The organism is Enterobacter cloacae complex sp. ECL411 (assembly GCF_021869665.1).
GTDB lineage: Bacteria > Pseudomonadota > Gammaproteobacteria > Enterobacterales > Enterobacteriaceae > Enterobacter > Enterobacter intestinihominis.
The window spans coordinates 4,315,664-4,339,879 of sequence record NZ_CP091486.1 but is presented as its reverse complement, the minus strand read 5'-3'; the positions used below and the strand labels follow the sequence as shown (position 1 = coordinate 4,339,879).

Here is a 24,216-nt window from a genome sequence, read left to right as displayed (position 1 = left end):
CCAGTGGGCATCTGGTATCAACGCTGGACAGATGCACGTCCTTCCCGGCGCGTCCTTTGCTGGTTGATCGCGTCGGGGATCGTTGCGTTTGCGATTTGGGGAGCGCTGCTCAGACCCGCTGCTCTGTGCTACGCCGATATTCAGGCGCAGGCCAGCAGTGCGAAGCGAATCAACGCCTCGCTGTGGCCAAAGGCCGGGCGGCGACCTGTGGTTACGCAAGTGAAGCCGGTGCAGCCCTTTTCTCCGCTGGCATTTCAGCGTGAGGACGCAAGGCTGGTGTACTGGAAACCGCAGCACAGTGGGGGAGAGCTGGCGCTGGATGCCTTATGGGGCGCAGTTCCGGCGCTCTTTTCCCGGCTGGCGCTTGAGAACGTGCGGGTGAGCGCGTTTTCCATCACCCCACAGGGAAAACAGCTACGCCTTAGCCTGCAACTGGAGATCGGTCATGCGCAGTAAAACCCTTTTGCTGATCCTGCTTTCTCCGCTTTTCCTGACCGGGATGCGGGATCCCTTCTCCGTGCCGGAAGAGCGTTGCGCAGCAGGGCAACTCAGCCAGTGGCGGTATCAGGGAGTAGTCAGCGGCAGCAGGGATATCGGCCTTATGCAGGACGGGCAGAACCGCTGGCACCGGGTAAAAACGCAGATGCGGTTACCGCCAGGCTGGCGGGTGAGTGCGATAGATACACAACAACTGACCGTTGATGTCGGCGAGATGTGCGAGCCGAAGCGATGGACATGGCAGCGAGAAGGAACGAAAAAAAGTGAAGATATGGATAGGGCTGTTACTGGCGGCACTCAGCCAGCCCCTGTGGGCCGCGACGCCAAAACCGGTCACCCTGCTGGTGGATGATGTCCCGGTGGTGCAGGTATTACAGGCGATGGTAGCGCAGGAGGATCGCAATCTGGTGGTGTCGCCGGATGTCAGCGGTTCGCTTTCGCTGAATCTAACGCGGGTGCCCTGGAGGCAGGCGCTTCAGACGGTAGTGAACAGTGCCGGGCTGGTATTGCGGGAAGAGGGCGGCATTTTTTATGTGCATACGGCGGCCTGGCAGCGGGAGCAACAGACGCGTAAAGAGCAGGAGCGGGCCCAGCGTCTGCTCGACGCTCCGCTGCTCTCTCACAGCATTCCGTTTGCTTATGCGGATGCGGCCGAATTGCAAAAAGCGGCGGAAAAGCTCTTAAGCCCGAAAGGCAGTCTCTACGTCGACAAGCGCACCAACCGTCTCCTGGTCAGGGATAACAAGTCGGTGGTGGATATGATCCAGCGCTGGGCAGCGCAGATGGATCTGCCCGTCGAGCAGGTAGAACTGGCGGCGCAGATTGTGACCATTAGTGAAAAAAGCCTGCGTGAACTGGGGGTGAAATGGAACCTCGCTGACGCAACGGAGGCCGGTAAGGTGGGTCAGGTCACGACGTTGGGCGCTGACCTGTCGGTGGCCAGTGCAACCACACACGTTGGGTTTAATATCGGGCGCATCAACGGCAGGATGCTGGATCTTGAGTTGTCGGCGCTTGAGCAAAAGCAGCAGGTGGATATCATCGCCAGCCCGCGGCTACTGGCGTCGCACATGCAGCCGGCCAGCATCAAGCAGGGCAGCGAAATCCCGTATCAGGTTTCCAGCGGCGAAAGCGGAGCGACCTCCGTTGAGTTTAAAGAGGCGGTATTAGGCATGGAGGTCACGCCGGTGGTGCTCCCGGGCGGCCGCGTTCGTCTGAAGCTGCATATCAGTGAAAATATGCCTGGCCAGGTGCTGCAACAGGCGGACGGCGAAACGCTGGCGATTGATAAGCAGGAGATCGAAACGCAGGTAGAGGTAAAAAGTGGGGAAACGCTCGCGCTGGGCGGGATCTTTTCGCAAAAGAATAAAACCGGACGCGACAGCGTGCCCGTGCTGGGCAACATTCCGTGGCTGGGTCAGTTGTTCCGCCATGACGGAAAAGATAACGAACGGCGCGAGTTAGTGGTGTTTATCACGCCACGTCTGGTCAGTATTCATTAATGGGTAACGATCCCCGCAATGATTTTGCATTCAGTTTGTTGCAGATGTTTGACGTGGGGCATGAATTAGCATACAAGGAGTACCGATTTGAGTTGGACTTACGTCTTATTTCCTTATGCGCCGGGAACGGTGATTTAATCAGTTGCCAAACAAGCCGGAGTATTGAGATAATTTTTCGTCTGACTCTCGCTCTATTGCAAATGAGGTTTCAGTTCATGTCCTGCTACGCCGGGTGTCTGCGCAGCGGGGATTACCATTAACGAATAGTCTTAGTAGTACCGAAAAAATGGCAGAGAAACGCAATATCTTTCTGGTTGGGCCTATGGGTGCCGGCAAAAGCACTATTGGGCGTCAGTTAGCTCAACAACTCAATATGGAATTTTACGATTCTGATCAAGAGATTGAGAAACGAACCGGAGCGGATGTGGGCTGGGTCTTCGACGTAGAAGGCGAAGAAGGTTTCCGTGACCGAGAAGAAAAAGTGATCAACGAACTCACGGAAAAACAGGGCATTGTGCTGGCAACAGGCGGCGGCTCTGTAAAATCTCGCGAAACCCGCAACCGTCTCTCCGCCCGTGGCGTAGTGGTCTATCTTGAGACGACCATCGAAAAACAGCTGGCACGCACGCAGCGTGATAAAAAGCGCCCGTTGTTGCAGGTTGAAACACCGCCACGTGAAGTTCTGGAAGCTTTGGCCGATGAACGCAATCCTCTGTACGAAGAGATTGCTGATGTGACCATTCGTACTGACGATCAAAGCGCTAAAGTGGTTGCAAACCAGATTATTCATATGCTGGAAAGCAACTGATTCTGGCTTTATATACACTCGCCTGCGGGTAAAAGCATTTAAGGTGGATGTCGCGTCATGGAGAGGATTACAGTTACTCTCGGGGAACGTAGTTACCCTATCACCATCGCGGCTGGTTTGTTTAACGATCCAGCTTCCTTCTTACCACTGAAAGCGGGTGATCAGGCGATGCTGGTCACCAACGAGACGCTGGCTCCGCTTTATCTCGACCGTGTACGCCACCTGCTTGAGCAGGCGGGCGTGAAGGTCGACAGTGTGATTCTGCCCGATGGCGAGCAGTACAAAAGCCTGACGGTACTGGATACCGTCTTTACCGCACTTCTGCAAAAACCGCACGGTCGTGATACAACACTGCTTGCCCTGGGCGGCGGCGTTGTGGGCGATCTGACCGGTTTTGCAGCCGCCAGCTACCAGCGCGGTGTGCGCTTTATTCAAATTCCAACCACGTTGCTCTCACAGGTCGATTCTTCTGTGGGCGGTAAAACGGCGGTTAACCATCCGCTCGGCAAAAACATGATTGGCGCGTTCTACCAGCCTGCATCGGTGGTGGTGGATCTCGACTGTCTGCAAACCTTGCCAGCGCGCGAACTGGCGTCCGGCCTTGCAGAAGTGATCAAATACGGCATTATTCTTGACGGTGAGTTCTTCACCTGGCTGGAAGAGAATATGGATGCGCTGCTGCGCCTCGATGGGCAGGCAATGGCCTACTGTATTCGCCGTTGCTGTGAGCTGAAAGCAGAAGTCGTTGCCGCAGATGAGCGTGAAACCGGCTTACGTGCTTTACTGAATCTGGGGCATACGTTTGGTCATGCGATCGAAGCCGAAATGGGCTACGGTAACTGGCTTCACGGTGAAGCTGTCGCTGCCGGAATGGTCATGGCGGCCCGTGCCTCTGAACGTCTGGGGCAGTTCAGGCCGGAAGAGACAGCACGTATCATCACGTTGCTTAAACGTGCTGGCTTGCCGGTGAATGGTCCGCAGGAAATGTCTGCGCAAGCGTACCTTCCCCACATGATGCGCGATAAAAAAGTATTGGCAGGTGAGATGCGTCTGGTACTCCCGCTTGCAATAGGGAAAAGTGAAGTGCGCGGCGGAGTGCCGCACGAAGTCGTACTTGGCGCTATTGCTGATTGTCAGCAGGCGTAACAACTAGAAAGGTCAGGCTGCTGTAACAGGTGGTCGTTTTAGCTTCAGGTAAATGCAGAGTCGTTGGCAGAAGCCTTTGAGTGGGGTGTTAAATGGATGAATTCAAACCAGAAGACGAGCTGAAACCCGATCCCAGCGATCGTCGTACTGGTCGTTCTCGTCAATCTTCAGAACGTGATAACGAGCCGCAGATCAACTTTGACGATGTCGATCTGGATGCAGACGATCGTCGCCCTTCGCGTAGCCGTAATGCGCGAAATGAGCGTGAAGACGAGGAGTATGAATCCGAAGAAGAGTTAATGGATGAACAGCCTGTTGAACGTCGTCCGCGCAAACGTAAAAAAGCGGTAGCGGCAAAACCGGCCTCCCGTCAGTACATCATGATGGGCCTTGGCGTTTTGGTTCTGGTATTGCTGATTGTCGGCATTGGTTCCGCGCTAAAAGCACCTTCTACCCATTCTACCGAGCAGACAGCGTCTGCCGAGAAGAGCATCGACCTGTCTGGTAACGATGCGAGCAACCAGGCGAATGGCGCTCAGCCAGCGCCGGGCACCACTTCCGCAGAGCAGACCGCAGGTAACACCAGCGCCGGTCAGGATATCTCTCTGCCGCCCGTCTCTGCGACCCCAACTCAGGGCCAGGCGCCTGTTACGCCGGAGGGCCAGCAGCGTGTTGAAGTTCAGGGCGATCTGAATAACGCGCTGACGCAGCCGCAGCCGCAGAATCAGGAGCAGGTTAACGCTGCCGTGGTGAACTCCACGCTGCCTACTGAACCTGCCACCGTTGCGCCAGTTCATGGCAGCAATGCCCAGCAGCAAACGGCGGCAACGGAAACCAAACCGCGCCAGACGCAGACTGCGCCGCGTCAGGAGCGTAAGCAGGCTGTGATTGAGCCGAAGCGTGAGACGAAACCGCAGACCGTGGCAAAAGCGCCAGAAACGAAAGCGCCAGCGCAGACAAAACCTGCGGTGAGCCAACCGGTTAAAGCGCCAACGCCTGCGGCAACCGCTGCACCTAAAGCAACGGCGACCACAACCGCGCCTGCTGCAACTGCGGCACCGGCTGCTACGCCAACCGCTAGCGCATCCAGCACCGCGGCAGGTAAAACGACGGGTAACGTGGGTTCTCTGAAATCCGCATCATCCAGCAACTACACGTTGCAGCTGAGCAGTTCGTCTAACTACGACAACCTCAACGCCTGGGCGAAGAAATCGAATCTGAAAAACTATGTGGTTTATCAGACGACCCGTAACGGACAGCCTTGGTACGTTCTGGTAAGCGGAGTTTATGCCTCAAAAGATGAAGCAAAACGAGCCGTCTCCACGCTGCCTGCCGATGTGCAGGCGAAAAACCCGTGGGCGAAGCCAATTCATCAGGTGCAGGCCGATCTGAAGTAATGTTTAAAGCGCAGGATGCTGTCGGAGCTTTCTCCACAGCCGGAGAAGGTGTAATCAGTTAGTCAGCATGAAAAAAAATCGCGCTTTTCTTAAATGGGCAGGGGGGAAATACCCCCTGCTCGACGATATTAAAAAGCACCTGCCGAAAGGCGAGTGTCTTATCGAGCCCTTCGTGGGTGCTGGATCGGTATTCCTGAATACCGATTTTTCTCGTTATATCCTGGCGGATATCAACAGCGACCTTATCAGCCTCTATAACATCGTCAAACTGCGTACCGATGAGTATGTGGAAGAGGCGCGGAAGCTGTTTACGCCAGAGAACAACAACCCGGACATTTACTATCAGTTCCGCGCTGAGTTTAATCAGAGCCAGGACCCGTTCCGTCGCGCGCTGTTGTTTCTTTATCTCAACCGCCATGGCTACAACGGTCTGTGCCGGTATAATCTGCGTGGCGAGTTTAACGTGCCGTTTGGCCGCTATAAGCGTCCCTATTTCCCGCAGGAAGAGCTGTATCACTTTGCTGAAAAAGCGCAGAATGCCGAGTTCTACTGTCTCTCCTATGAAGAGTGCATGGAGCTGGCGGGTGTAAACTCGGTGGTCTACTGTGACCCGCCTTACGCGCCGCTGTCTGCCACGGCAAATTTCACCGCCTACCACACCAACAGCTTCAGCCCGGCCGAGCAGGCGCGTCTGGCTGAGATGGCGGAAAAGCTGGTCAGCAAAAGAATTCCGGTGTTAATTTCGAATCACGACACGCCTGATACGCGCGAATGGTACAAAGCCGCGAAGCATTTTCAGGTAAAAGTGCGGCGTAGCATTAGCAGCAACGGCGGCACACGTAAAAAGGTGGACGAACTTCTGGCGCTTTATCGACCCTGAGCCTTTGCCCGCCGGTAAACACATTTCAAGGAGATGCGGATGAAACAGTTTTTGATTGCCCCCTCAATTCTGTCGGCCGATTTTGCCCGCCTGGGTGAAGACACTGCCAAAGCTCTCGCGGCTGGCGCGGATGTCGTCCATTTCGACGTTATGGATAACCACTACGTTCCCAACCTGACCATCGGTCCGATGGTGCTTAAAGCGCTGCGTAACTACGGGATCACCGCGCCCATTGACGTGCATCTGATGGTGAAACCGGTTGATCGCATCGTGCCTGATTTCGCCGCGGCGGGTGCCAGCATCATCACTTTCCACCCGGAAGCCTCCGAACACGTTGACCGCACGCTACAGCTGATCAAAGAGAACGGCTGTAAGGCGGGGCTGGTCTTTAACCCGGCGACCCCGCTGAGCTATCTCGACTACGTGATGGACAAGCTGGACGTGATCCTGCTGATGTCCGTCAACCCGGGCTTTGGCGGCCAGTCGTTTATTCCTCAGACGCTCGACAAGTTGCGTGAAGTGCGCCGCCGCATTGATGAGTCTGGCTATGATATTCGTCTGGAAGTGGACGGCGGCGTGAAGGTCAATAACATCGGTGAGATTGCGGCGGCAGGGGCGGATATGTTCGTCGCAGGCTCCGCCATCTTCGATCAACCGGATTACAAAAAAGTCATTGATGAAATGCGCCGTGAACTGGCGAAGGTAAGTCATGGATAAATTGCAGGCTATTCGGGGTGTAGCATTTGACCTCGACGGCACGCTGGTCGACAGCGCGCCAGGATTAACCCGCGCCGTCGATCAGGCGCTGTATGCCCTTGAACTCCCCGTTGCGGGCGAAGAGCGCGTCGTGACGTGGATTGGTAACGGTGCAGACGTGCTGATGGAGCGCGCGCTGACCTGGGCTCGTCAGGAACGTGCCTCTCAGCGTTCTGCGCAAGGGAAACCGAGTGTTGACCACGCGGATATTCCCCAGGATGAGCAGCAGCGTATTCTGCGCAAACTGTTCGACCGTTTCTACGAAGAGACCGTCGAAGAGGGCAGCTTCCTGTTCCCGGATGTCGCTGAAACGCTGAGCGCGCTACATGCGAAAGGCATCCCGCTGGGGCTGGTGACCAACAAGCCAACACCGTTCGTTGCGCCTCTGCTGGAAGCGCTGGATATCGCGAAATACTTCTCCGTAATTGTGGGCGGCGATGACGTGCAGAATAAAAAGCCGCATCCGGAACCGCTATTGCTGGTGGCAGGAAAATTATCCTTAGCGCCTGCGGAGCTGCTCTTTGTCGGGGATTCCCGCAATGATATTCTGGCTGCCAGAGCGGCAGGTTGCCCGTCTGTTGGGTTGACCTACGGCTACAACTACGGTGAAGCCATTACGCTGAGTGAGCCGGACGTTGTGTTCGACCACTTCAAAGATTTGTTGCCCGCACTCGGGCTCTCGCACAGTGAACATCAGGAATTGAATAATGACTAAGCCCATCGTTTTTAGTGGCGCACAGCCTTCAGGTGAACTGACCATTGGTAACTACATGGGTGCGTTACGTCAGTGGGTGAGCATGCAGGATGACTACCACTGCATTTACTGCATCGTAGATTTGCATGCTATCACCGCGCGTCAGGATCCCGAGAAGCTGCGCAAGGCGACGCTCGATACGCTGGCGCTGTACCTGGCGTGCGGTATCGATCCAGAGAAGAGCACCATTTTCGTTCAGTCTCACGTGCCAGAGCACGCGCAGCTGGGCTGGGCGCTGAACTGCTACACCTATTTCGGCGAGCTGAGCCGCATGACCCAGTTCAAGGATAAATCTGCGCGCTACTCTGAAAACATCAACGCCGGTCTGTTTGATTATCCGGTGCTGATGGCGGCAGATATTCTGCTGTACCAGACCAACCAGGTACCAGTGGGCGAAGATCAGAAGCAGCACCTGGAGCTGAGCCGCGATATCGCCCAGCGCTTCAATGCGCTTTACGGCGACGTGTTCAAAGTGCCTGAGCCGTTTATTCCGAAATCCGGCGCGCGCGTGATGTCGCTGCTGGAGCCGACCAAAAAGATGTCCAAGTCTGACGATAACCGCAACAACGTTATCGGCCTGCTGGAAGATCCGAAATCGGTGGTGAAAAAGCTCAAGCGTGCGGTGACCGACTCCGACGAGCCGCCAGTGGTGCGCTACGACGTGCAGAACAAAGCGGGCGTATCCAACCTGCTGGACATTCTCTCCGGTGTGACCGGACAGAGCATCCCTGAGCTGGAAAAACACTTTGAAGGCAAGATGTACGGCCACCTGAAAGGTGAAGTGGCAGACGCCGTTTCCGGCATGCTGACCGAGTTGCAGGAGCGCTATCACCGTTACCGTAACGACGAAGCTTTCCTGCAAAAAGTGATGAAAGAGGGCGCGGAAAAAGCCAGCGCGCGCGCCTCCGAAACCCTGAAAGCGGTGTACGACGCGATTGGGTTTGTGGCGAAACCTTAAGCCGCTTTGCCGGGTGGCGCTTACGCTTACCCGGCCTACGGGACCGTGTAGGTCGGGTAAGGCGGAGCCGCCACCCGACAAAACTGACGAAACAAAAAAACCGGGAAATCCCCGGTTTTTTTACGCCTGAAAAACGCTTACTGCTGTGCCGCCGGGCCGCAACCGCCAATGATCTTCGAAATGGAGATTGCCGGATGCAGCAGGTAATCGTAGCTGCAATTATTTTTAGTATTTTGAACGTGACCGGTGCAGGCCGTCAGAGTTGTTAACAGGCCGACCAGAACGGCAGCTTTTGCCAGTTTGAACATACGCATTCCTTGTCAATAAAATCAAAAAATTGGATGTAACACGAGGGAATAAATGGAAAAGTTCCATTACGCGGGCGGTATGTTATCGACTGAGGTAAGAAGGGAGTAGTCCGCTTCAAGACTACTCCCGGAAGAGAGATTGTGCGTTAGTGGCTGGAGAACCAGTTCAGTTTTTCACGCAGTGCTACCACGCGGCCCACCACGATCAGCGCCGGGCTTTCAACCTGCTGCGCCAGCTCGCCCAGCTGCGTCAGTACGCCATCGACCACGCGCTGCGTAATGGCGGTACCGTTTTCTACCAGTGCGACCGGCATATCTGCTTCCATGCCGTGCTCCAGCAGTTTCGCCTGAATCGTGGCTGCCTGATTTAGCCCCATATAGAAGACCAACGTCTGCTTTTCAGCGGCCAGATTATGCCAGTCCAGCTCGCTGCCAGTTTTCAGGTGGCCCGTCACCAGGCGCACGCTCTGGGCATAGTCGCGATGGGTTAACGGAATGCCGGAATAGGCAGAACAGCCGGATGCCGCCGTAATGCCCGGCACCACGGAGAACGGAATGCCCGCGTTGCAGAGAGTTTCCAGCTCCTCGCCGCCGCGACCAAAGATAAACGGATCGCCCCCTTTCAAACGCACCACGCGCTTACCTTTTTGCGCTTCCCGCAGCAGGATCTGGTTGATCTCCTCCTGCGGTACGCAGTGATAACCTGCCCGTTTGCCGACGAACACGCGGTCAGCATCGCGGCGCACCAGATTCATGATGTCATCAGAGACCAGACGGTCATATACCACGATGTCCGCCTGCTGGATCTGCTGGAGACCCTTCAGCGTCAGCAAGCCCGCATCGCCGGGACCTGCGCCCACCAGTACCACTTCACCGCGATGATCCAGCGGTTCAGAGAGGAGTTGCTCGGTCGTCTCTTCAACCGCTTTGGTGTCCTGATTGGCCAGCGACTGCGCCAGCCTGTCGTTGACAAAGAACTTCTCCCAGAAGCGACGGCGTTCGCCCACGGTTGCGAAGGTTTGCTTCACGCGGGAACGCAGCTGCCCGGCATAATGGGCAATCTGACCAAGGTGTTGAGGCAGCACGGCTTCCAGTTTTTCCCGCAGCAGACGGGCAAGAACGGGCGAGCGGCCACCGGACGACACCGCAATCATCAGCGGCGAGCGGTCGATAATGGATGGCATGATAAAGCTCGCCTCTTTCGGCGCATCCACCACGTTACAGAAGATGCGGCGCGCTTCGCAGGCGTCGCTGACGCGCTGGTTAACGTCATCGTTATCCGTTGCGGCGATGGTCAGCCAGCAAGTATCCAGCAGGGATTCATCAAATTCGCCCTGCACCTGCGTGAGCATCCCTTCCTGCGCCCAGACGTCAAACTGTGGGGCGAAGGTGAGGGCGTTAACGGTCAGTCGGGCGCCCGCCTCTAACAGCAGGCGCGCCTTGCGTTCAGCCACATCGCCGCCGCCCACGAGCAGGCAGTCGCGGTTGCGTAATTGACAAAAAATCGGCAGGTGATCCACGACGTTACCTCACAGCATTCATGGCGGGGGAAGAATTGACGTCAGGATAACAGCAGGAATCGTACAGAACATACGGTTTTTCCTGCCGTTACCCATAAGGGGTCATAAGCCTTTCCTATTGAAAAGGCGAGGGGTTACGCTTTCAGCTGCACCTCGCCGTCCTTCACGCGGACGTCGTAGTGTTTGACCGAGAAGCTTTCATCTTCCATGCAGCGCCCGTCGGTTAAGCGGAAGCGCTGCTTTTTCAGCGGGCTGGCAACCCACAGTTCGCCCTGGTGCTCCGCAATCAGACCGCGGGAGAGCACGCTGGCCTCGAAGAACGGGTCGATATTGCTGATGGCAAAAACCTGTTCATCGTGGCGAGGGCGGAAAATCGCCACCTGCTCGTTGCCCAGCAGGGCACAGACGCCGGTTGCTGGCAGAATGTCGTTAATGTTGCAGATGTTTACCCACTGGCTCATGCGTTTTCCTCCACCAGCATCACCGGAATACGTTCATACGGGGTCGCTGGACGATGCTGTTCGCGCTCCGGCACCACCTGCACGTTCGGGTCGCGCTGGGTGCTGTTGATAAAGTGTTTGAAGCGCGTCTGCGCCGCTGGCGTGTTCACGGTTTCGGTCCACTCGCAGATCACCGCCTCGCGCAGGCGAGTCATCTCGGATTCCAGCTGTTCATTCAGGCCCAGCTTGTCGTCGATAATGACTGACTTCAGGTAGTCGATGCCGCCTTCGAGATTATCCAGCCAGGACGCGGTACGGGTCAGCTTATCGGCGGTACGAATGTAGAACATCATGAAGCGGTCGAGGTATTTGATCAGCGTATCGCGATCGAGATCGGCAGCCAGCAGATCGGCGTGGCGAGGTTTCATCCCGCCGTTACCGCACACGTACAGGTTCCAGCCTTTCTCGGTGGCGATAATACCCACGTCTTTACCCTGTGCTTCCGCACATTCACGGGTACACCCTGAGACGCCGAACTTCATTTTGTGCGGCGTACGGATGCCTTTGTAGCGGTTTTCCAGCTCGACGCCGAAGCCCACGCTGTCGCCCACGCCGTAGCGGCACCAGGTGCTGCCCACGCAGGTTTTCGCCATGCGCAACGCCTTGGCGTACGCGTGACCGGTTTCGAAGCCCGCCTCAATCAGCTGACGCCAGATTTCCGGCAGGTCATCTTTCTGCGCACCGAACAGGCCGATACGCTGGGAACCGGTGATTTTGGTGTACAGATTAAACTCACGGGCGATACGGCCCACGGCGACCAGCCCTTCAGGGGTAATTTCTCCCCCGGCAGAACGCGGGATCACCGAGTAAGTCCCGTCTTTCTGAATATTGGCCAGGAAGTTATCGTTGGTGTCCTGAAGCGGAGTGTGTTCTGGTTTGAGCACATATTCGTTCCAGCAGGACGCCAGCAGGGAACCGACGGTAGGCTTACATACTTCACAGCCGTAGCCCTGGCCGTGTTTCTCCAGCAGTTCGTCGAAGGACTTAATGCCTTCCACGCGGATCAGGTGGTACAGCTCCTGGCGAGAGTAAGCGAAGTGCTCGCACAGGTTGTTGTTCACTTCAATGCCCTGTTTTGCCAGCTCGGCGTTCAGCACCTGGGTGACCAGCGGGATACAGCCGCCGCAGCCGGTCCCGGCTTTGGTTTCCGCCTTCAGCGCCGCAACGGTGTGGCAGCCTTTGTTAATGGCGGAGATCAGCATGCCTTTGGTCACGTCGAAGCAGGAGCAGATTTGCGCGCTGTCCGGCAGTTTATCCACGCCAATGGACGGCTTACCGCTGGAGGCGTGCGCCGGGAGGATCAGCGTGTCCGGGTTTTCCGGCAGCTCAATGGCGTTCAGCACCAGCTGGAGCAGGTTGCCGAAGTCGCTGGTGTCGCCCACCAGCACCGCCCCGAGCAGGGTTTTGTTGTCCTGGCTGACGATAAGACGTTTGTAGACTTCTTTGCTTTCGTCCAGATAAACATAGCTGCGGGAGTTCGGGGTGCGACCATGCGCATCGCCAATACCGCCCACGTCCACGCCCAGCAGCTTCAGCTTCGCGCTCATGTCTGCGCCGGTGAAGGCGTTTTCGCTGCCGAGGATATGGTCAACGGCGACCTGCGCCATTTTGTACCCAGGTGCAACCAGACCGTATACGCGGTTATTCCAGCTGGCGCATTCGCCGATGGCGTAGATGTCCGGATCGGAGGTCTGGCAGGTGTCGTTGATCATGATCCCGCCGCGCTGCGCAACGGCCAGACCGCACTGAGTAGCCAGCTTGTCGCGCGGGCGAATGCCGGTGGAGAAGACGATGAAATCCACTTCCAGCTCGCTGCCGTCGGCAAAGCGCATGGTTTTACGCGCTTCAGTGCCTTCCTGCACGATCTCTTTAGTGTTCTTGCTGGTGTGAACCTTAACGCCCATGCTTTCGATTTTACGGCGTAGCTGGTCGCCACCCATATGGTCAAGCTGTTCCGCCATCAGCATCGGGGCAAATTCGATGACGTGGGTTTCAACGCCGAGGTTTTTCAGTGCGCCTGCGGCTTCCAGACCCAGCAGACCACCGCCGACAACCGCGCCGCGTTTGCTTCGACGTGCGCAGGATTCAATGGCGTTGAGGTCTTCAATGGTACGGTAAACGAAGCAATCCTGGGTTTCCGAACCTTTAATCGGCGGGATCCACGGATACGAGCCTGTCGCCATGATCAGCTTAGCGTAAAAAACCGTGCGTCCGGCGCTGGAGTGGATCACTTTCTCCTGACGGTTGATGGTGATAGCGCGTTCGCCCACCAGCACTTTTACGCCATGCTTCTCGTAGAAACCTTCGCGCACCAGAGAGAGTTCTTCGGCGGTATGGTGAGAGAAGTAGGAAGACAAGTGCACACGGTCGTACGCCTTGCGGGGTTCTTCACAGAACACGGTAATATCGAACTGGTTAGCATCGGCTTTATCGAGAAGATCCTCAATAAAGCGGTGGCCGACCATGCCGTTACCGATGATAGCGAGTCTGACTTTGCTCATTTTTGCCTCGATTTCTTTTCTATTACTGCCTACCTTAACGATTCAGCAGGGGCACTTATTGATGCAAATCAAATACGCCTTCACCTACCCCTTAGGGGGTATATCTATGATTTGTCAGGATTTTTATAAGTGACGGATATTGTTTGATTTTTGTGCTTGCTTGTTTTTCACACAATTTTGGTGGGGTTTTTTACCCATCGGCGGGCAGGGCGGGTGAGCAGGGGAAAACCCCTTTGCAGTACGCAAAGGGGTTACGGCGATTAGTGGGTAGCCGTTGCTGTATTGTGCTGGCGGTGACGGGTCACAAAGCCCAGCACGAAGCACATGATGAACACCACGGCGTACAGACCGTTAGCGGTATGCAGCGCCGCCAGCGGGCCGCTGTGCGCCACAATTGGGCCCGTGACCACGAAGGTCAGCATGGTGCCGATGGTGCCGCAGGTCAGCACGAAGTTCACCAGCTTCGGTGAGGCCACTTTGGTCTGAAGAGAGCCAAGGGTGATGATCGAGGTATAAATCGCGCTGGAGAAGAAGCCCAGGGTCAGGATGAACCACGGCATATGCTCCGGGGAACCGTTGATGAACAGATACATCAGCACGGTTGCCAGACCCGCCAGAACGGTCAGGATCCGTTGCAGGTCGAAGAAGCGCAGGATAAAGCTAAACGCCCACATGCCGAACATGTAAGACATCCAGAAATCGCTCACCAGTTTACCCGCGTCGTTCAGACTCATGCCCAGACCTTTCGCATACTCAGGAACCCAGGAGATAAAGCCCAGCTGGCCCAGGATGTAACACAGCGCGGCGATGGAAAGGAACAGCACGCCGATACCCCATTTTTCTTTCGCAACTGGCTCAGACGTGGTCTGCGTTTTTTTGCCCAGCACCGGGAACTCGCAGCCGAAGGTGAGAATAAAGATCGCGACATAGACCAGACCAATGCAGGCGTACACCCAGTACCACTCAATGCTGCGCGCCAGAAGATACGCGGCGACCATCGGGAAAATCATCCCGGCCATGCTGAAGAAGGAGTCGGTGAACAGCAGACGCGCGCCGCGCTGGCGGCCTTCATACATATGGGTGATCAGGAACGTACCGATCGACATGGTGATCCCGCTCACCAGGCCCAGCACGAACATGGCGGCAGAGAAGAGGGCGATGCTGTGGCTCAGCACCAGGCCCGCCACGGCGGCAACCATTAGCACGAAGCCGAAGCGCAGCTGGGTTTTCAGCGGCACGATTTCCATCAGCCAGGCATTAAGGAAAATAGAGATCAGGATCCCCGCGTTCAGGAAAGTGAAGGTATTGCTCATGCTGGAAACGGGCAACTGGAAATAGTCTGCGATATTTCCCATCACCATCCCGGTGACGATCACCAACGCGCCGGTCAGGGCGTAGGAGAAGAAGCTGATCCATGTGAGCTTGATGCGATTGCTGTTAGTCATGTCTGGCCTGTTAAAAGTAAAGAAAAACGCAATGACTGCGTTTGAGCGGGCAGATTTTAGTCGCGAAAGTGATCTAATTAAATCTTTTCAGAAAATATTGAGCACAATTGCAGGCTTTAACGTGATGGAGATCACATTATATCGCGGGGTGAACAATCGTTTGCGCGGTAATAATTGTTTCAATTTCGTAAAATTAGGTAAAAGACTGGTCTGGGGTCATACTGCTCTTTAGAATCAAGCCATTCGCTTTTTATACTGCGCTTTGTTAAGGAATTCTCATGCTCAAATCAACACTGGCGGCTGTCGCAGCTGTGTTTGCTCTTTCTGCCGTTTCCCCTGCTGCGCTGGCAGCTAAAGGAGACCCTCACGTCCTGCTGACTACTTCTGCGGGGAATATTGAGCTGGAGCTGGATAGCCAGAAAGCCCCTGTTTCCGTGAAAAACTTCCTCGACTACGTGAACAGTGGTTTTTATAACAACACCACGTTCCACCGCGTGATCCCGGGCTTTATGATTCAGGGCGGCGGTTTCAACGAGCAGATGCAGCAGAAAAAGCCTAACCCGCCAATCAAGAATGAAGCGGATAACGGCCTGCTGAACAAGCGCGGCACCATTTCTATGGCGCGTACGGCGGATAAAGACAGCGCCACCAGCCAGTTCTTCCTCAACGTGGCGGATAACGCCTTCCTGGACCACGGCCAGCGCGACTTTGGCTACGCGGTGTTCGGTAAAGTGGTGAAAGGCATGGACGTGGCGGACAAGATCTCTCAGGTTCAGACTCACGATGTCGGTCCATACCAGAATGTGCCGTCTAAGCCAGTGGTGATTCTCTCCGCGAAAGTGCTGCCGTAATCGTTCCCTCACACGGGCACATCCTGCCCGTGTCTTTCCGCCCTCCCTGCGAAAGCGCGTTTTGCTGCTTATACTTGTGGCAAACGGACTATTCAGGGAGGCGTAGTGAAAAAACTCACCGACAAGCAAAAATCCCGACTCTGGGAGCAACAGCGTAGCGTCAATCTTCAGGCCAGTTGCCTCCTTGAAAAAGGCAAGGGTCCCGCTGAACCCGATATCGAGATGCTGGCACTGGGGCCTTCTGCACCGGGTTTACCCCATCTGTGCCTTATTCACCGCCATTTATTCCGCAACGAAATGAAAGGCGCTGGCGAGCTGCGCACCGCCGATATTTCCAAGGGCGACATTCCATTTTGCCATTTCGAGTACATCGAGAAGGTGGGTAATGAGCTGATGGCTTCGCTGGAAAGCGATAAATATCTGGTGGGCCTTCAGAAAGAAGAGTTTACAGACAGAATCAGTCATTACTACTGTGAAATCAACATGCTACATCCGTTTATGAGCGGTAATGGCGTGGCTCAGCGGATCTTCTTTGAACAGCTGGCGATCCATGCGGGCTACGTGCTGAACTGGCAGGGGATCGACCCGGACGACTGGGCATCCGCCAACCAGAGCGGGGCGATGGGTGATCTGACCGCCCTGAATGCTATCTTTGCCAAAGTTGTGAGCGAAGCGCGGGGATCTGAGTAAAATAGGGCGGCCATTTTTTCAGGAGCCGCCATGATTCTGCTGATTGATAACTACGATTCCTTTACCTGGAACCTTTACCAGTATTTTTGTGAGCTGGGGGCAGAGGTGGTTGTCCGCCGTAACGATGAGATCGCGCTGGCTGACATTGACGCGCTGGCGCCCCAGAAAATCGTGATTTCGCCCGGGCCGTGTACGCCGTCGGAGTCCGGTATCTCGCTGGAGGTAATCCGCCACTATGCGGGCAAGCTGCCGATTCTGGGCGTCTGCCTGGGTCACCAGGCCATTGCGCAGGTCTTTGGCGCCACCATTGTCCGTGCCGCGAAAGTCATGCACGGCAAAACCTCTCCGGTCACGCACACCGGTACCGGCGTGTTCCTGGGGCTAAACAATCCGTTAACCGTGACGCGCTACCATTCTCTGGTGATTGATCCGCCGACCCTGCCCGCAGACTTTGAAGTGACCGCCTGGAGTGCGACCCGGGAAGTCATGGGCATTCGCCACCGCGAGTACGATCTGGAAGGGGTGCAGTTCCACCCGGAAAGCATTCTCAGCGAACAGGGGCACGCACTGCTGGCCAATTTCCTTAATCGCTGAATATCTGTTGCCTTGTTGTGATTTTTTATGCATATTTTGTGATTATATTTTCACAATCACTGTGACATAAAAATGGATGGTCATGACATGGCAACTGAACAACCAGCAATTACCCGCGCAACATTCGATGAAGTGATCCTGCCGATTTATGCACCGGCTGAGTTTATCCCGGTGAAAGGGAGAGGCAGCCGCGTCTGGGATCAGCAGGGCAATGAGTATGTTGATTTCGCAGGCGGTATTGCGGTGACGGCGCTGGGCCATTGCCATCCTGCGCTGGTGGACGCGCTGAAAACGCAGGGCGAAACGCTGTGGCACACCAGCAACGTGTTCACTAACGAACCGGCGCTGCGTCTGGGGCGTAAGATCATCGATGCCACCTTCGCCGAACGCGTGCTGTTTATGAACTCCGGCACCGAAGCCAACGAAACCGCCTTTAAGCTTGCGCGCTACTACGCAACCACGCGTCATAGTCCGTACAAAACCAAAATCATCGCCTTCCATAACGCCTTCCACGGTCGCTCGTTCTTTACCGTTTCCGTTGGCGGCCAGCCGAAGTATTCCGACGGCTTTGGTCCGAAACCTGCGGATATCATCCACGTGCCGTTTAACGATCTGCACGCCGTTAAAGCGGTGATGGACGATCACACCTGTGCCGTGGTGGTCGAGCCCATTCAGGGGGAAGGCGGCGTCACGGCGGCCACCCCGGAATTTCTGCAAGGGCTGCGCGAACTGTGCGACGAGCACCAGGCGCTGCTGGTGTTTGATGAAGTGCAGTGTGGGATGGGGCGTACCGGAGACCTGTTCGCTTATATGCACTACGGCGTAACGCCGGATATTCTGACCAGCGCGAAAGCGCTCGGCGGCGGTTTCCCGGTCAGCGCGGTGCTAACCACCCAGGATATCGCTTCCGCATTTCATGTGGGCTCACACGGCTCCACTTACGGCGGTAATCCGCTGGCGTGTGCCGTGGCGGGTGCGGCGTTCGACATCATTAATACGCCGGACGTCCTGAATGGCGTGAATGCGAAACGCGCCCTTTTTGTGAAACATCTTCAGCAGATTGACGAACAGTTTGATGTCTTCAGTGAAATCCGCGGGATGGGACTGCTGATCGGCGCCGAGCTGAAGCCTCAGTACAAAGGCCGCGCGCGCGATTTCCTGCACGCCGCCGCGCACGAAGGCGTCATGGTGCTCAACGCCGGGCCGGACGTGATTCGCTTCGCGCCGTCGCTGGTGGTGGAAGACAAAGACATCGAAGACGGGTTAACCCGTTTTGCCGCGGCGGTCGTGAAGATCGTCAGAGGCTAATACGCGGTTCGTTTTAACCGGCGCGTTAACCAAATCCCGTGATGCGGACGCTGACGCCATGCCACCGACGAAATGGTGTGCATGGTGTTGAGATGCCCGAGAACGCGCTGTAAATGCTGCTCCAGGGTGCTCATCGGCCCGTGGGTCAGCGTCTCCGGCGCTTCCAGAATGTTCGAATCCCCTGACTCGCCCGGCGCGTCGTACTCCAGACGCTGCTGACAGCGCTGGAGGGCAATTTCACACGACTGCAAATAGCGCTGCGCCAGATCCGGCGTCAGCATGGTGTGCTCGCGCGCCAGCGTGGTCATGGCATTGATGTGTTCGACGATAAACTGGCTGTGCGTGACCCACAGCTTCATGTCTGCCAGATAGTGCGAGTTGAAGCCCGGCTCCTGCATGGCCTGGTTAAGGGAGTTGAACAGGGCATTATGCGCCTGGTTGACCTTCATGCGCTCGTAGGCCAGCGGAGACGGCTGCGGGTCGTCGCTCAGGATCAGGCGAATGGCCTGCTGATCCGCCTCCAGCGCGTCGTGGGCGTTTTGCCTCAGTAATCCACTTTGCCACTGCGGCCACAGCCAGACCATGCCGCCAAAGGCGATCAGGCAGCCGATCAGGGTATCGACCAGGCGGGCAATAATTAACTGATCGGCGTTGAGCGTAAGCAACTGCAGGGTGTACACCGCCGTTACCGTAAAGCCCACCGTCGCCCAGCCGTAGTTTTTACGGATGATCAGATAACTCACCATCGTAATCGCCAGCATGCCGACCAGCGTATACCCTTCCGGCACGTGGAAGTGCAACGTTACGCCCGCGATAATCAGCCCCGCCATCGTGCCGCCCGCCCGATGCAGAATGCGCACCCGCGTGGCACCATAGCCGTTCTGGGTGACAAACAGCACGGTCATTAAGATCCAGTAGGGTTTCGGCAGGTGCAGGGCCATTCCCATCAGGCTGGCGATGCTGAGCATGACGCTAATTCTTGCGGCGTTGCGCAGGGCGGAAGACTTCAGCGACAGGTAGCTTTTGAGCGCAGGCAGCAACGGCAGTCGTTTTTGCTTATCGGCCATCAGGTCCCGGGTATAAAGCGGGCGCTGGGTGCGCAACACCCGGGCGATGCGGCTGAAATGCCAGGCGGCAAACTGCCCGACCGGGTTATCCGCGTGCTGACGCGCAATCTTTTCCAGCGCGCCGAGCTGTTTGTCCATGTTAAAGCGCGTCGGATAGCGGTGATAGAGGATATCCTCAGCCAGCACCCGCAGGCGCGCCGCGACGGTCTGCGCGTTCCAGCGGATCACCGCTTCCGCATGGCTGCGCTCCACCAGCTTTTGCACCTCTTCCGGATTATGAAGGCTGACGGAAATATGCTCCTGCAAATCCAGCCCGACCTGGAAGGTACGCAGCAGCCGCTTATATTCATGATTTTTGTTGGCGGCAAGCATGTGCAACTGCTGATAGCACTGGCTGATCAGATCCACCACTTTTTGCTGGCGTGCCAGCAGCGGCGGCAGGGATTTTTCCGGGTCGGTATGTTGCGTGAGCAGGGTGTATTTTGCTTCGCAGTATTCAGCAAGCTGCACGTAGAGCAGGCTCAGGGATTCGCGAAGCGGCTGTTCCCGCCACAACCAGAACCAGAACCAGTTAAACAGCCCGTACCACAGCGTGCCGAGGGCGTAGATCAGCAATGGCTCCCACACCGGCATATTGCCCGCAAGGCTTAAGGTGAAGATGGCGGCAATCAGCGACGCGGGAAGCAGGCGGGCGTGCAGCGAGCTGATTTCAGCGGTTACGCCAAGCGTCATCGCCAGCACGGTCAGGATCAGCGGCAGAGGAATGTCGCGGGCCAGTAAGAGTTGCACGGCAAGGCTACAGCCGGCAAACAGGCAGCCGCCAATAATCAGGCGTTTGAAAAAGCGTTTATGCGGGGTGTCCAGACCGGCAATGTTGCAGCAGGCGGGCACGAGAGAAAACAGCAGGCCTTGCTGAAGATGTCCGAGGATCAGGCCCACGGCCACGGGAAGACACAACACCAGCGTTTGTCGCAGTGCGTAGTTAACTTCCGGGTGATAGATCAGCCTGCGCCACATAAGGAGTAGAGACAAAAACGGCGTGCCACCCTGCGGCGGCACGCCGTCTGACCGGAATTAACGGGTCCCGTAAACCACGATGGTTTTACCGTGGGCGGAGATCAGGTTCTGGTCTTCCAGCATCTTCAGGATACGGCCCACTGTTTCACGGGAGCAGCCGACGATCTGACCGATTTCCTGGCGGGTAATTTTAATTTGCATACCATCAGGGTGGGTCATGGCGTCTGGCTGTTTCGCCAGGTTCAACAGAGTCTGCGCGATACGACCGGTCACGTCCAGGAAGGCGAGGTTACCCACCTTCTCAGAGGTCACTTGCAGACGGCGTGCCATCTGGGAAGAAAGACGCATCAGGATGTCAGGGTTGACCTGAATCAGCTGACGGAATTTCTTGTAAGAAATTTCAGCCACTTCACATGCTGTTTTTGCACGAACCCAGGCGCTACGTTCCTGGCCTTCTTCAAACAGGCCCAGTTCACCGATAAAATCGCCCTGGTTCAGATAAGAAAGGATCATCTCTTTCCCTTCTTCATCTTTGATCAGCACGGCCACCGAGCCTTTAACGATGTAATACAACGTTTCCGCTTTTTCACCCTGGTGAATCAGCGTGCTCTTTGATGGGTACTTATGAATGTGGCAATGAGACAAGAACCATTCGAGAGTCGGGTCTGTTTGCGGTTTGCCAAGCACCATGCGCTGTTATCCTCTGTTATAAGCTGTCACCAGAGTCATAAGATGCATCCGGACTCTGGGGTTGCAATCGAATTCTTACCCATACCTGGGAAGTCGGCTGTCGTAACGTTTCGCAGCCAGTAAAGTTTGATGTCCTCTGCATACATGTGTAACGTCAATGTATTACTGTAGCATCCAGAGTGTTTTAGCATAGCTTTCGCCGCGTGTCTCCTGGTGTCTCGCTTCAGCATGACGCAGGTCGCCTTCCGTTGCGAGAAATGTAACGTACACGTAATCTGTCATAAAAAATGCAACGTTGGAGTGAGTGAATATGCAAGCGCGTGTGAAATGGGTTGAAGGGTTAACGTTCCTGGGCGAGTCTGCTTCCGGGCACCAGGTTTTGATGGATGGCAACTCCGGCGATAAAGCTCCCAGCCCGATGGAAATGGTGCTGATGGCGGCAGGTGGATGCAGCGCGATCGACGTAGTGTCGATCCTGCAAAAAGGCCGTCATGACGTGACCGATTGTGAAGTGAAGCTGACGTCAGAACGTCGCGAAGAGGCGCCACGTCTGTTCACGCATATTAATCTGCACTTTATCGTCACCGGCAAAGAACTGAAGGATGCGGCGGTCTCGCGTGCGGTTGACCTGTCTGCGGAGAAATATTGCTCTGTGGCGCTAATGCTGGAGAAAGCGGTAAACATCACCCATTCGTATGAAGTGATCGAGGCTTAATTTTTGGCGGGTGGCGCTTCGCTTACCCGCCCTACAAAAGCACGCCCGTAGGCCCGGTAAGCGCAGCGCCACCGGGCAAAACAACTCACGCGATTTGCTTTCCTTCCATCAGCCGCTGCACCAGCGGCGTCATGATCAGCTCCATCGCCAGCCCCATTTTTCCGCCCGGTACCACTAACGTATTCATGTGCGAAATAAACGAACCTTGTAGCATCGCCAGCAGCCAGGGGTAATCAATGCCTTCCAGGTTGCGGAAGTGGATCACCACAAAGCTCTCGTCCAGGGAAGGGATGCTTTTTGCGGCGAACGGGTTGGAGGTGTCCACGGTGGGGACGCGCTGGAAGTTAATGTGGGTTCGGGAGAACTGCGGCGTCAGGAAGTTGATGTAATCTTCCATGGAGCGCACCACCGAATCCATTACCGCCTCTCGCGAATGGCCGCGCTCGCTCATGTCACGCGTCAGCTTCTGGATCCACTCAAGGTTAACAATCGGCACCACCCCCACCAGCAAATCCACATGGCGCGCCACGTCGTGCTGAGGCGTCACCACGCCGCCGTGCAATCCTTCGTAAAACAGCACGTCAGTCGGTTCCGGCAGCGGCTGCCAGGGCGTGAACGTGCCGGGGACCTGGTTCCAGGGCACGGCTTCATCGTAGGTGTGGAGATACTTGCGGGACTGCCCGGTGCCGCTCTGCCCGTATTCACGGAAGGTTTGCTCCAGCAGGCCGAAGTCATTGGCCTCCGGGCCAAAATAGCTGATGTGTTTACCCAGATCGCGCGCCTTGCGGATGGCCATATCCATCTCCGGGCGCGTGTAGCGGTGAAAGCTGTCGCCCTCTACCTCTGCCGCCCGTAAGTTAAGCTGGGCGAAAATCTTGCGGAAGGCGAGGCTGGTGGTAGTGGTTCCCGCCCCACTCGAACCCGTAACGGCAATAACCGGATGTCTGGCAGACATAGCAACTCCCTGACTGGAAAAGTGTAAGATCAGCCATGAAACGCGTTGCGGGGCATGATATTCACCGTCTCATGCAGTTCGGACCATACCAGCACCACGTCGCCGCTTTTAAGCTGGCGCTTCACATCGCTGACCTTTTGTTCAAGCGAACGTTCATGTTCACCATAATCGGTGCCTTCGCGCAAGACAAAGCTTTCAATCAGATTATCGAGCGTGTCGGGAGAGAGATCCTGCCAGGGAATAATCATTTTTTACCGTCCAGATAGGCCGTTAACCAGTCGGGTATACGCGTCTCAAGCCACATTTTTGGCCGACGCAGCGTGCCGCCAACAAAGCCCACGTGCCCGCCGAACTCGGTGAGCTGATACTCCACGTTATCCGGCAGATAGTCAGGGGCGGGGATCGAGTGATGATCCATAAACGGATCGTCTTTGGCGTGGATAATCAGCGTGGGTTTCGTGATTTGATTCAGTAAAGGCATGGCGCTGCACTGACGGTAATAGTCAATCGCATCGGCAAAGCCGTGAATTTTAGAGGTGATCAAATCATCAAACTCGCGCAGGCGCTTCACGCGTTTGAGCTGTTGCAGCGTCACAGGCAGCGTATCCGGATAGGCCTTAAGTTTACGTGCGGCGTTGGCTTTCAGCAGGTTGAGCAGATAACGCTGATAGACCCGCGAAAACCCCTTTTCCATATGATAACTGCACTGCTCCAGCATAAAGGGCGCAGAGACAATCACCGCCGCATCCAGCGGCACCGCGTCGCTCTCCTTCGCCAGCAGGCAGGCCAGCATATTCCCGCCCAGCGAATACCCCACCGCTGCCGTTGGTGCTTCGCCGAAATTGTCTCTTAGCCAGCGCAGGAACCAGGAGCCGTCCTCGGTTTCACCCGAGTGATAAATGCGTTTCTGACGGTTAGGCTCGCCGCTGCATCCGCGAAAATGCATCACCACCCCAAGCCAGCCGCGGGCTTTCGCCGCCTCAATGAGACCGTGTGCGTAAGGGCTGTGCAGGCTGCCTTCCAGGCCGTGAAACACCACCAGACGGGGTTTAAGTCTGGCCCGATCCGGATCTTCGCTCCAGGCGAGATCCAAAAAGTCACCGTCCGGCAGGTCAATGCGCTGCCAGTGGGGGTTGAACTGCACCTTGCGGCGGATCAGGCGCGGCAGCATGGTTTGCAGGTGAGGGTTAGCCACACCGCGCATGGGCACGAACTCTGCGCTCTCTTCGGCTGCAATGTCGAAGTCTGAGGGAATGATTTGGGTCATAAGGGCGATGCTGATTCTTGTCAGAAATTAACTATACCTTCCGAATTGTACCCCGTTTAGCCCGTTTTTCCGAAACATGAACTGATCCC

25 protein-coding genes are annotated in these 24,216 nt (G+C 56.1%); 15 read left to right on the top strand and 10 right to left on the bottom strand.

Annotated features, from left to right (window positions below; translation table 11 throughout):
• Nucleotides 1-3 precede the first annotated feature (3 nt).
• The 10 genes from L3069_RS20910 to trpS all read left to right on the top strand — a co-directional run bounded on the left by L3069_RS20910 (nt 4) and on the right by trpS (nt 8,699).
• Complete coding sequence (locus L3069_RS20910) at nt 4-456, top strand: hypothetical protein (RefSeq protein WP_038416844.1); 453 nt, start codon at nt 4-6, stop codon at nt 454-456.
• Nucleotides 446-850 (top strand): HofP DNA utilization family protein, encoded by a 405-nt coding sequence (locus L3069_RS20905; protein ID WP_032677155.1) that lies wholly within the window; start codon nt 446-448, stop codon nt 848-850. The genes L3069_RS20910 and L3069_RS20905 overlap by 11 nt, the downstream gene beginning before the upstream one ends.
• Complete coding sequence (hofQ, locus tag L3069_RS20900) at nt 762-2,000, top strand: DNA uptake porin HofQ (protein ID WP_038416843.1); 1,239 nt, start codon at nt 762-764, stop codon at nt 1,998-2,000. The genes L3069_RS20905 and hofQ overlap by 89 nt, the downstream gene beginning before the upstream one ends.
• A 286-nt stretch (nt 2,001-2,286) precedes the next feature.
• Nucleotides 2,287-2,808: a shikimate kinase AroK gene (aroK, locus tag L3069_RS20895; RefSeq protein WP_003861630.1), complete on the top strand. Its 522-nt coding sequence runs from the start codon at nt 2,287-2,289 to the stop codon at nt 2,806-2,808.
• Nucleotides 2,809-2,865: 57 nt separating this feature from the next.
• Nucleotides 2,866-3,954 (top strand): 3-dehydroquinate synthase, encoded by a 1,089-nt coding sequence (gene aroB, locus L3069_RS20890; protein WP_038416842.1) that lies wholly within the window; start codon nt 2,866-2,868, stop codon nt 3,952-3,954.
• 92 nt (nt 3,955-4,046) lie between these two features.
• Entirely contained in the window at nt 4,047-5,351 is a 1,305-nt protein-coding gene (gene damX / locus L3069_RS20885) for a cell division protein DamX (RefSeq protein WP_038416840.1), read from the top strand.
• A 67-nt stretch (nt 5,352-5,418) separates the two neighbouring features.
• Complete coding sequence (dam, locus tag L3069_RS20880) at nt 5,419-6,231, top strand: adenine-specific DNA-methyltransferase (protein ID WP_038416839.1); 813 nt, start codon at nt 5,419-5,421, stop codon at nt 6,229-6,231.
• 39 nt (nt 6,232-6,270) lie between these two features.
• Complete coding sequence (rpe, locus tag L3069_RS20875) at nt 6,271-6,948, top strand: ribulose-phosphate 3-epimerase (protein WP_003861634.1); 678 nt, start codon at nt 6,271-6,273, stop codon at nt 6,946-6,948.
• On the top strand, nt 6,941-7,702 hold the full coding sequence (gene gph, locus L3069_RS20870) for a phosphoglycolate phosphatase (protein ID WP_017384158.1): 762 nt from the start codon (nt 6,941-6,943) through the stop codon (nt 7,700-7,702). Before rpe ends, gph begins: the two co-directional genes overlap by 8 nt.
• A complete protein-coding gene (gene trpS / locus L3069_RS20865) occupies nt 7,695-8,699 on the top strand; it encodes a tryptophan--tRNA ligase (protein WP_015571430.1) in 1,005 nt (334 codons plus the stop codon). Before gph ends, trpS begins: the two co-directional genes overlap by 8 nt.
• Before the next feature lie 137 nt (nt 8,700-8,836).
• Here trpS and L3069_RS20860 read toward each other — a convergent pair whose 3' ends face one another.
• From L3069_RS20860 to tsgA, 5 genes are all read right to left on the bottom strand, one after another.
• Nucleotides 8,837-9,007: a YhfL family protein gene (locus tag L3069_RS20860; RefSeq protein ID WP_003861638.1), complete on the bottom strand. Its 171-nt coding sequence runs from the start codon at nt 9,005-9,007 to the stop codon at nt 8,837-8,839.
• A 146-nt stretch (nt 9,008-9,153) separates the two neighbouring features.
• A complete protein-coding gene (gene cysG, locus L3069_RS20855; protein ID WP_023298772.1) occupies nt 9,154-10,527 on the bottom strand; it encodes a siroheme synthase CysG in 1,374 nt (457 codons plus the stop codon).
• 134 nt (nt 10,528-10,661) lie between these two features.
• Entirely contained in the window at nt 10,662-10,988 is a 327-nt protein-coding gene (gene nirD / locus L3069_RS20850) for a nitrite reductase small subunit NirD (protein ID WP_022649617.1), read from the bottom strand.
• Nucleotides 10,985-13,528 carry a nitrite reductase large subunit NirB gene (gene nirB / locus L3069_RS20845; RefSeq protein ID WP_100167806.1) on the bottom strand — a complete coding sequence of 848 codons (2,544 nt, stop codon included), beginning with the start codon at nt 13,526-13,528 and terminating at the stop codon, nt 10,985-10,987. The genes nirD and nirB overlap by 4 nt, the downstream gene beginning before the upstream one ends.
• A gap of 260 nt (nt 13,529-13,788) precedes the next feature.
• The gene (tsgA, locus tag L3069_RS20840; RefSeq protein ID WP_038416837.1) at nt 13,789-14,973 is read right to left on the bottom strand and encodes an MFS transporter TsgA; all 1,185 of its coding nucleotides are present in this window, start codon (nt 14,971-14,973) and stop codon (nt 13,789-13,791) included.
• A 278-nt stretch (nt 14,974-15,251) separates the two neighbouring features.
• Here tsgA and ppiA point away from each other — a divergent pair, with 278 nt between their 5' ends.
• The 4 genes from ppiA to L3069_RS20820 all read left to right on the top strand — a co-directional run bounded on the left by ppiA (nt 15,252) and on the right by L3069_RS20820 (nt 18,416).
• On the top strand, nt 15,252-15,824 hold the full coding sequence (ppiA, locus tag L3069_RS20835) for a peptidylprolyl isomerase A (protein WP_022649614.1): 573 nt from the start codon (nt 15,252-15,254) through the stop codon (nt 15,822-15,824).
• Nucleotides 15,825-15,929: 105 nt separating this feature from the next.
• Nucleotides 15,930-16,514: a putative adenosine monophosphate-protein transferase Fic gene (locus L3069_RS20830; protein WP_038416836.1), complete on the top strand. Its 585-nt coding sequence runs from the start codon at nt 15,930-15,932 to the stop codon at nt 16,512-16,514.
• A 30-nt stretch (nt 16,515-16,544) separates the two neighbouring features.
• Nucleotides 16,545-17,108 (top strand): aminodeoxychorismate synthase component 2, encoded by a 564-nt coding sequence (pabA, locus tag L3069_RS20825; RefSeq protein WP_038416835.1) that lies wholly within the window; start codon nt 16,545-16,547, stop codon nt 17,106-17,108.
• Between the two features lie 87 nt (nt 17,109-17,195).
• Nucleotides 17,196-18,416, top strand: coding sequence for an aspartate aminotransferase family protein (locus tag L3069_RS20820; protein WP_172754450.1), 1,221 nt, complete (start codon nt 17,196-17,198; stop codon nt 18,414-18,416).
• Here L3069_RS20820 and L3069_RS20815 read toward each other — a convergent pair.
• Nucleotides 18,413-20,500 (bottom strand): YccS/YhfK family putative transporter, encoded by a 2,088-nt coding sequence (locus L3069_RS20815; protein ID WP_023298768.1) that lies wholly within the window; start codon nt 20,498-20,500, stop codon nt 18,413-18,415. The genes L3069_RS20820 and L3069_RS20815 overlap by 4 nt on opposite strands.
• A 57-nt stretch (nt 20,501-20,557) precedes the next feature.
• Nucleotides 20,558-21,190 (bottom strand): cAMP-activated global transcriptional regulator CRP, encoded by a 633-nt coding sequence (gene crp, locus L3069_RS20810; protein WP_000242758.1) that lies wholly within the window; start codon nt 21,188-21,190, stop codon nt 20,558-20,560.
• Between the two features lie 310 nt (nt 21,191-21,500).
• On the opposite strand from crp, the gene L3069_RS20805 reads away from it, so the two are divergent.
• Nucleotides 21,501-21,905 carry an OsmC family protein gene (locus L3069_RS20805; protein WP_022649609.1) on the top strand — a complete coding sequence of 135 codons (405 nt, stop codon included), beginning with the start codon at nt 21,501-21,503 and terminating at the stop codon, nt 21,903-21,905.
• Between the two features lie 85 nt (nt 21,906-21,990).
• Here L3069_RS20805 and L3069_RS20800 read toward each other — a convergent pair whose 3' ends face one another.
• Genes L3069_RS20800 through L3069_RS20790 form a run of 3 tightly spaced genes read right to left on the bottom strand, consistent with a single transcriptional unit; the run spans nt 21,991 to nt 24,127 of the window.
• A complete protein-coding gene (locus L3069_RS20800; protein ID WP_003861663.1) occupies nt 21,991-22,860 on the bottom strand; it encodes a phosphoribulokinase in 870 nt (289 codons plus the stop codon).
• Between the two features lie 29 nt (nt 22,861-22,889).
• Nucleotides 22,890-23,108, bottom strand: a complete 219-nt coding sequence (locus L3069_RS20795; protein ID WP_022649608.1) for a YheU family protein — start codon at nt 23,106-23,108, stop codon at nt 22,890-22,892.
• Nucleotides 23,105-24,127 (bottom strand): hydrolase, encoded by a 1,023-nt coding sequence (locus L3069_RS20790; RefSeq protein WP_032626777.1) that lies wholly within the window; start codon nt 24,125-24,127, stop codon nt 23,105-23,107. Before L3069_RS20790 ends, L3069_RS20795 begins: the two co-directional genes overlap by 4 nt.
• Nucleotides 24,128-24,216: the final 89 nt, after the last annotated feature.

Excerpts from the sequence above, each read along its gene's own strand:
- L3069_RS20905 (WP_032677155.1), top strand. The coding sequence starts at position 446 with ATGCGCAGTAAAACCCTTTTGCTGATCCTGCTTTCTCCGCTTTTCCTG.
- aroK (WP_003861630.1), top strand. The coding sequence starts at position 2,287 with ATGGCAGAGAAACGCAATATCTTTCTGGTTGGGCCTATGGGTGCCGGC.
- aroB (WP_038416842.1), top strand. The coding sequence starts at position 2,866 with ATGGAGAGGATTACAGTTACTCTCGGGGAACGTAGTTACCCTATCACC.
- damX (WP_038416840.1), top strand. The coding sequence starts at position 4,047 with ATGGATGAATTCAAACCAGAAGACGAGCTGAAACCCGATCCCAGCGAT.
- dam (WP_038416839.1), top strand. The coding sequence starts at position 5,419 with ATGAAAAAAAATCGCGCTTTTCTTAAATGGGCAGGGGGGAAATACCCC.
- rpe (WP_003861634.1), top strand. The coding sequence starts at position 6,271 with ATGAAACAGTTTTTGATTGCCCCCTCAATTCTGTCGGCCGATTTTGCC.
- gph (WP_017384158.1), top strand. The coding sequence starts at position 6,941 with ATGGATAAATTGCAGGCTATTCGGGGTGTAGCATTTGACCTCGACGGC.
- trpS (WP_015571430.1), top strand. The coding sequence starts at position 7,695 with ATGACTAAGCCCATCGTTTTTAGTGGCGCACAGCCTTCAGGTGAACTG.
- L3069_RS20860 (WP_003861638.1), bottom strand. The coding sequence starts at position 9,007 with ATGTTCAAACTGGCAAAAGCTGCCGTTCTGGTCGGCCTGTTAACAACT.
- nirD (WP_022649617.1), bottom strand. The coding sequence starts at position 10,988 with ATGAGCCAGTGGGTAAACATCTGCAACATTAACGACATTCTGCCAGCA.
- nirB (WP_100167806.1), bottom strand. The coding sequence starts at position 13,528 with ATGAGCAAAGTCAGACTCGCTATCATCGGTAACGGCATGGTCGGCCAC.
- tsgA (WP_038416837.1), bottom strand. The coding sequence starts at position 14,973 with ATGACTAACAGCAATCGCATCAAGCTCACATGGATCAGCTTCTTCTCC.
- ppiA (WP_022649614.1), top strand. The coding sequence starts at position 15,252 with ATGCTCAAATCAACACTGGCGGCTGTCGCAGCTGTGTTTGCTCTTTCT.
- pabA (WP_038416835.1), top strand. The coding sequence starts at position 16,545 with ATGATTCTGCTGATTGATAACTACGATTCCTTTACCTGGAACCTTTAC.
- L3069_RS20820 (WP_172754450.1), top strand. The coding sequence starts at position 17,196 with ATGGCAACTGAACAACCAGCAATTACCCGCGCAACATTCGATGAAGTG.
- L3069_RS20815 (WP_023298768.1), bottom strand. The coding sequence starts at position 20,500 with ATGTGGCGCAGGCTGATCTATCACCCGGAAGTTAACTACGCACTGCGA.
- crp (WP_000242758.1), bottom strand. The coding sequence starts at position 21,190 with ATGGTGCTTGGCAAACCGCAAACAGACCCGACTCTCGAATGGTTCTTG.
- L3069_RS20805 (WP_022649609.1), top strand. The coding sequence starts at position 21,501 with ATGCAAGCGCGTGTGAAATGGGTTGAAGGGTTAACGTTCCTGGGCGAG.
- L3069_RS20800 (WP_003861663.1), bottom strand. The coding sequence starts at position 22,860 with ATGTCTGCCAGACATCCGGTTATTGCCGTTACGGGTTCGAGTGGGGCG.
- L3069_RS20795 (WP_022649608.1), bottom strand. The coding sequence starts at position 23,108 with ATGATTATTCCCTGGCAGGATCTCTCTCCCGACACGCTCGATAATCTG.
- L3069_RS20790 (WP_032626777.1), bottom strand. The coding sequence starts at position 24,127 with ATGACCCAAATCATTCCCTCAGACTTCGACATTGCAGCCGAAGAGAGC.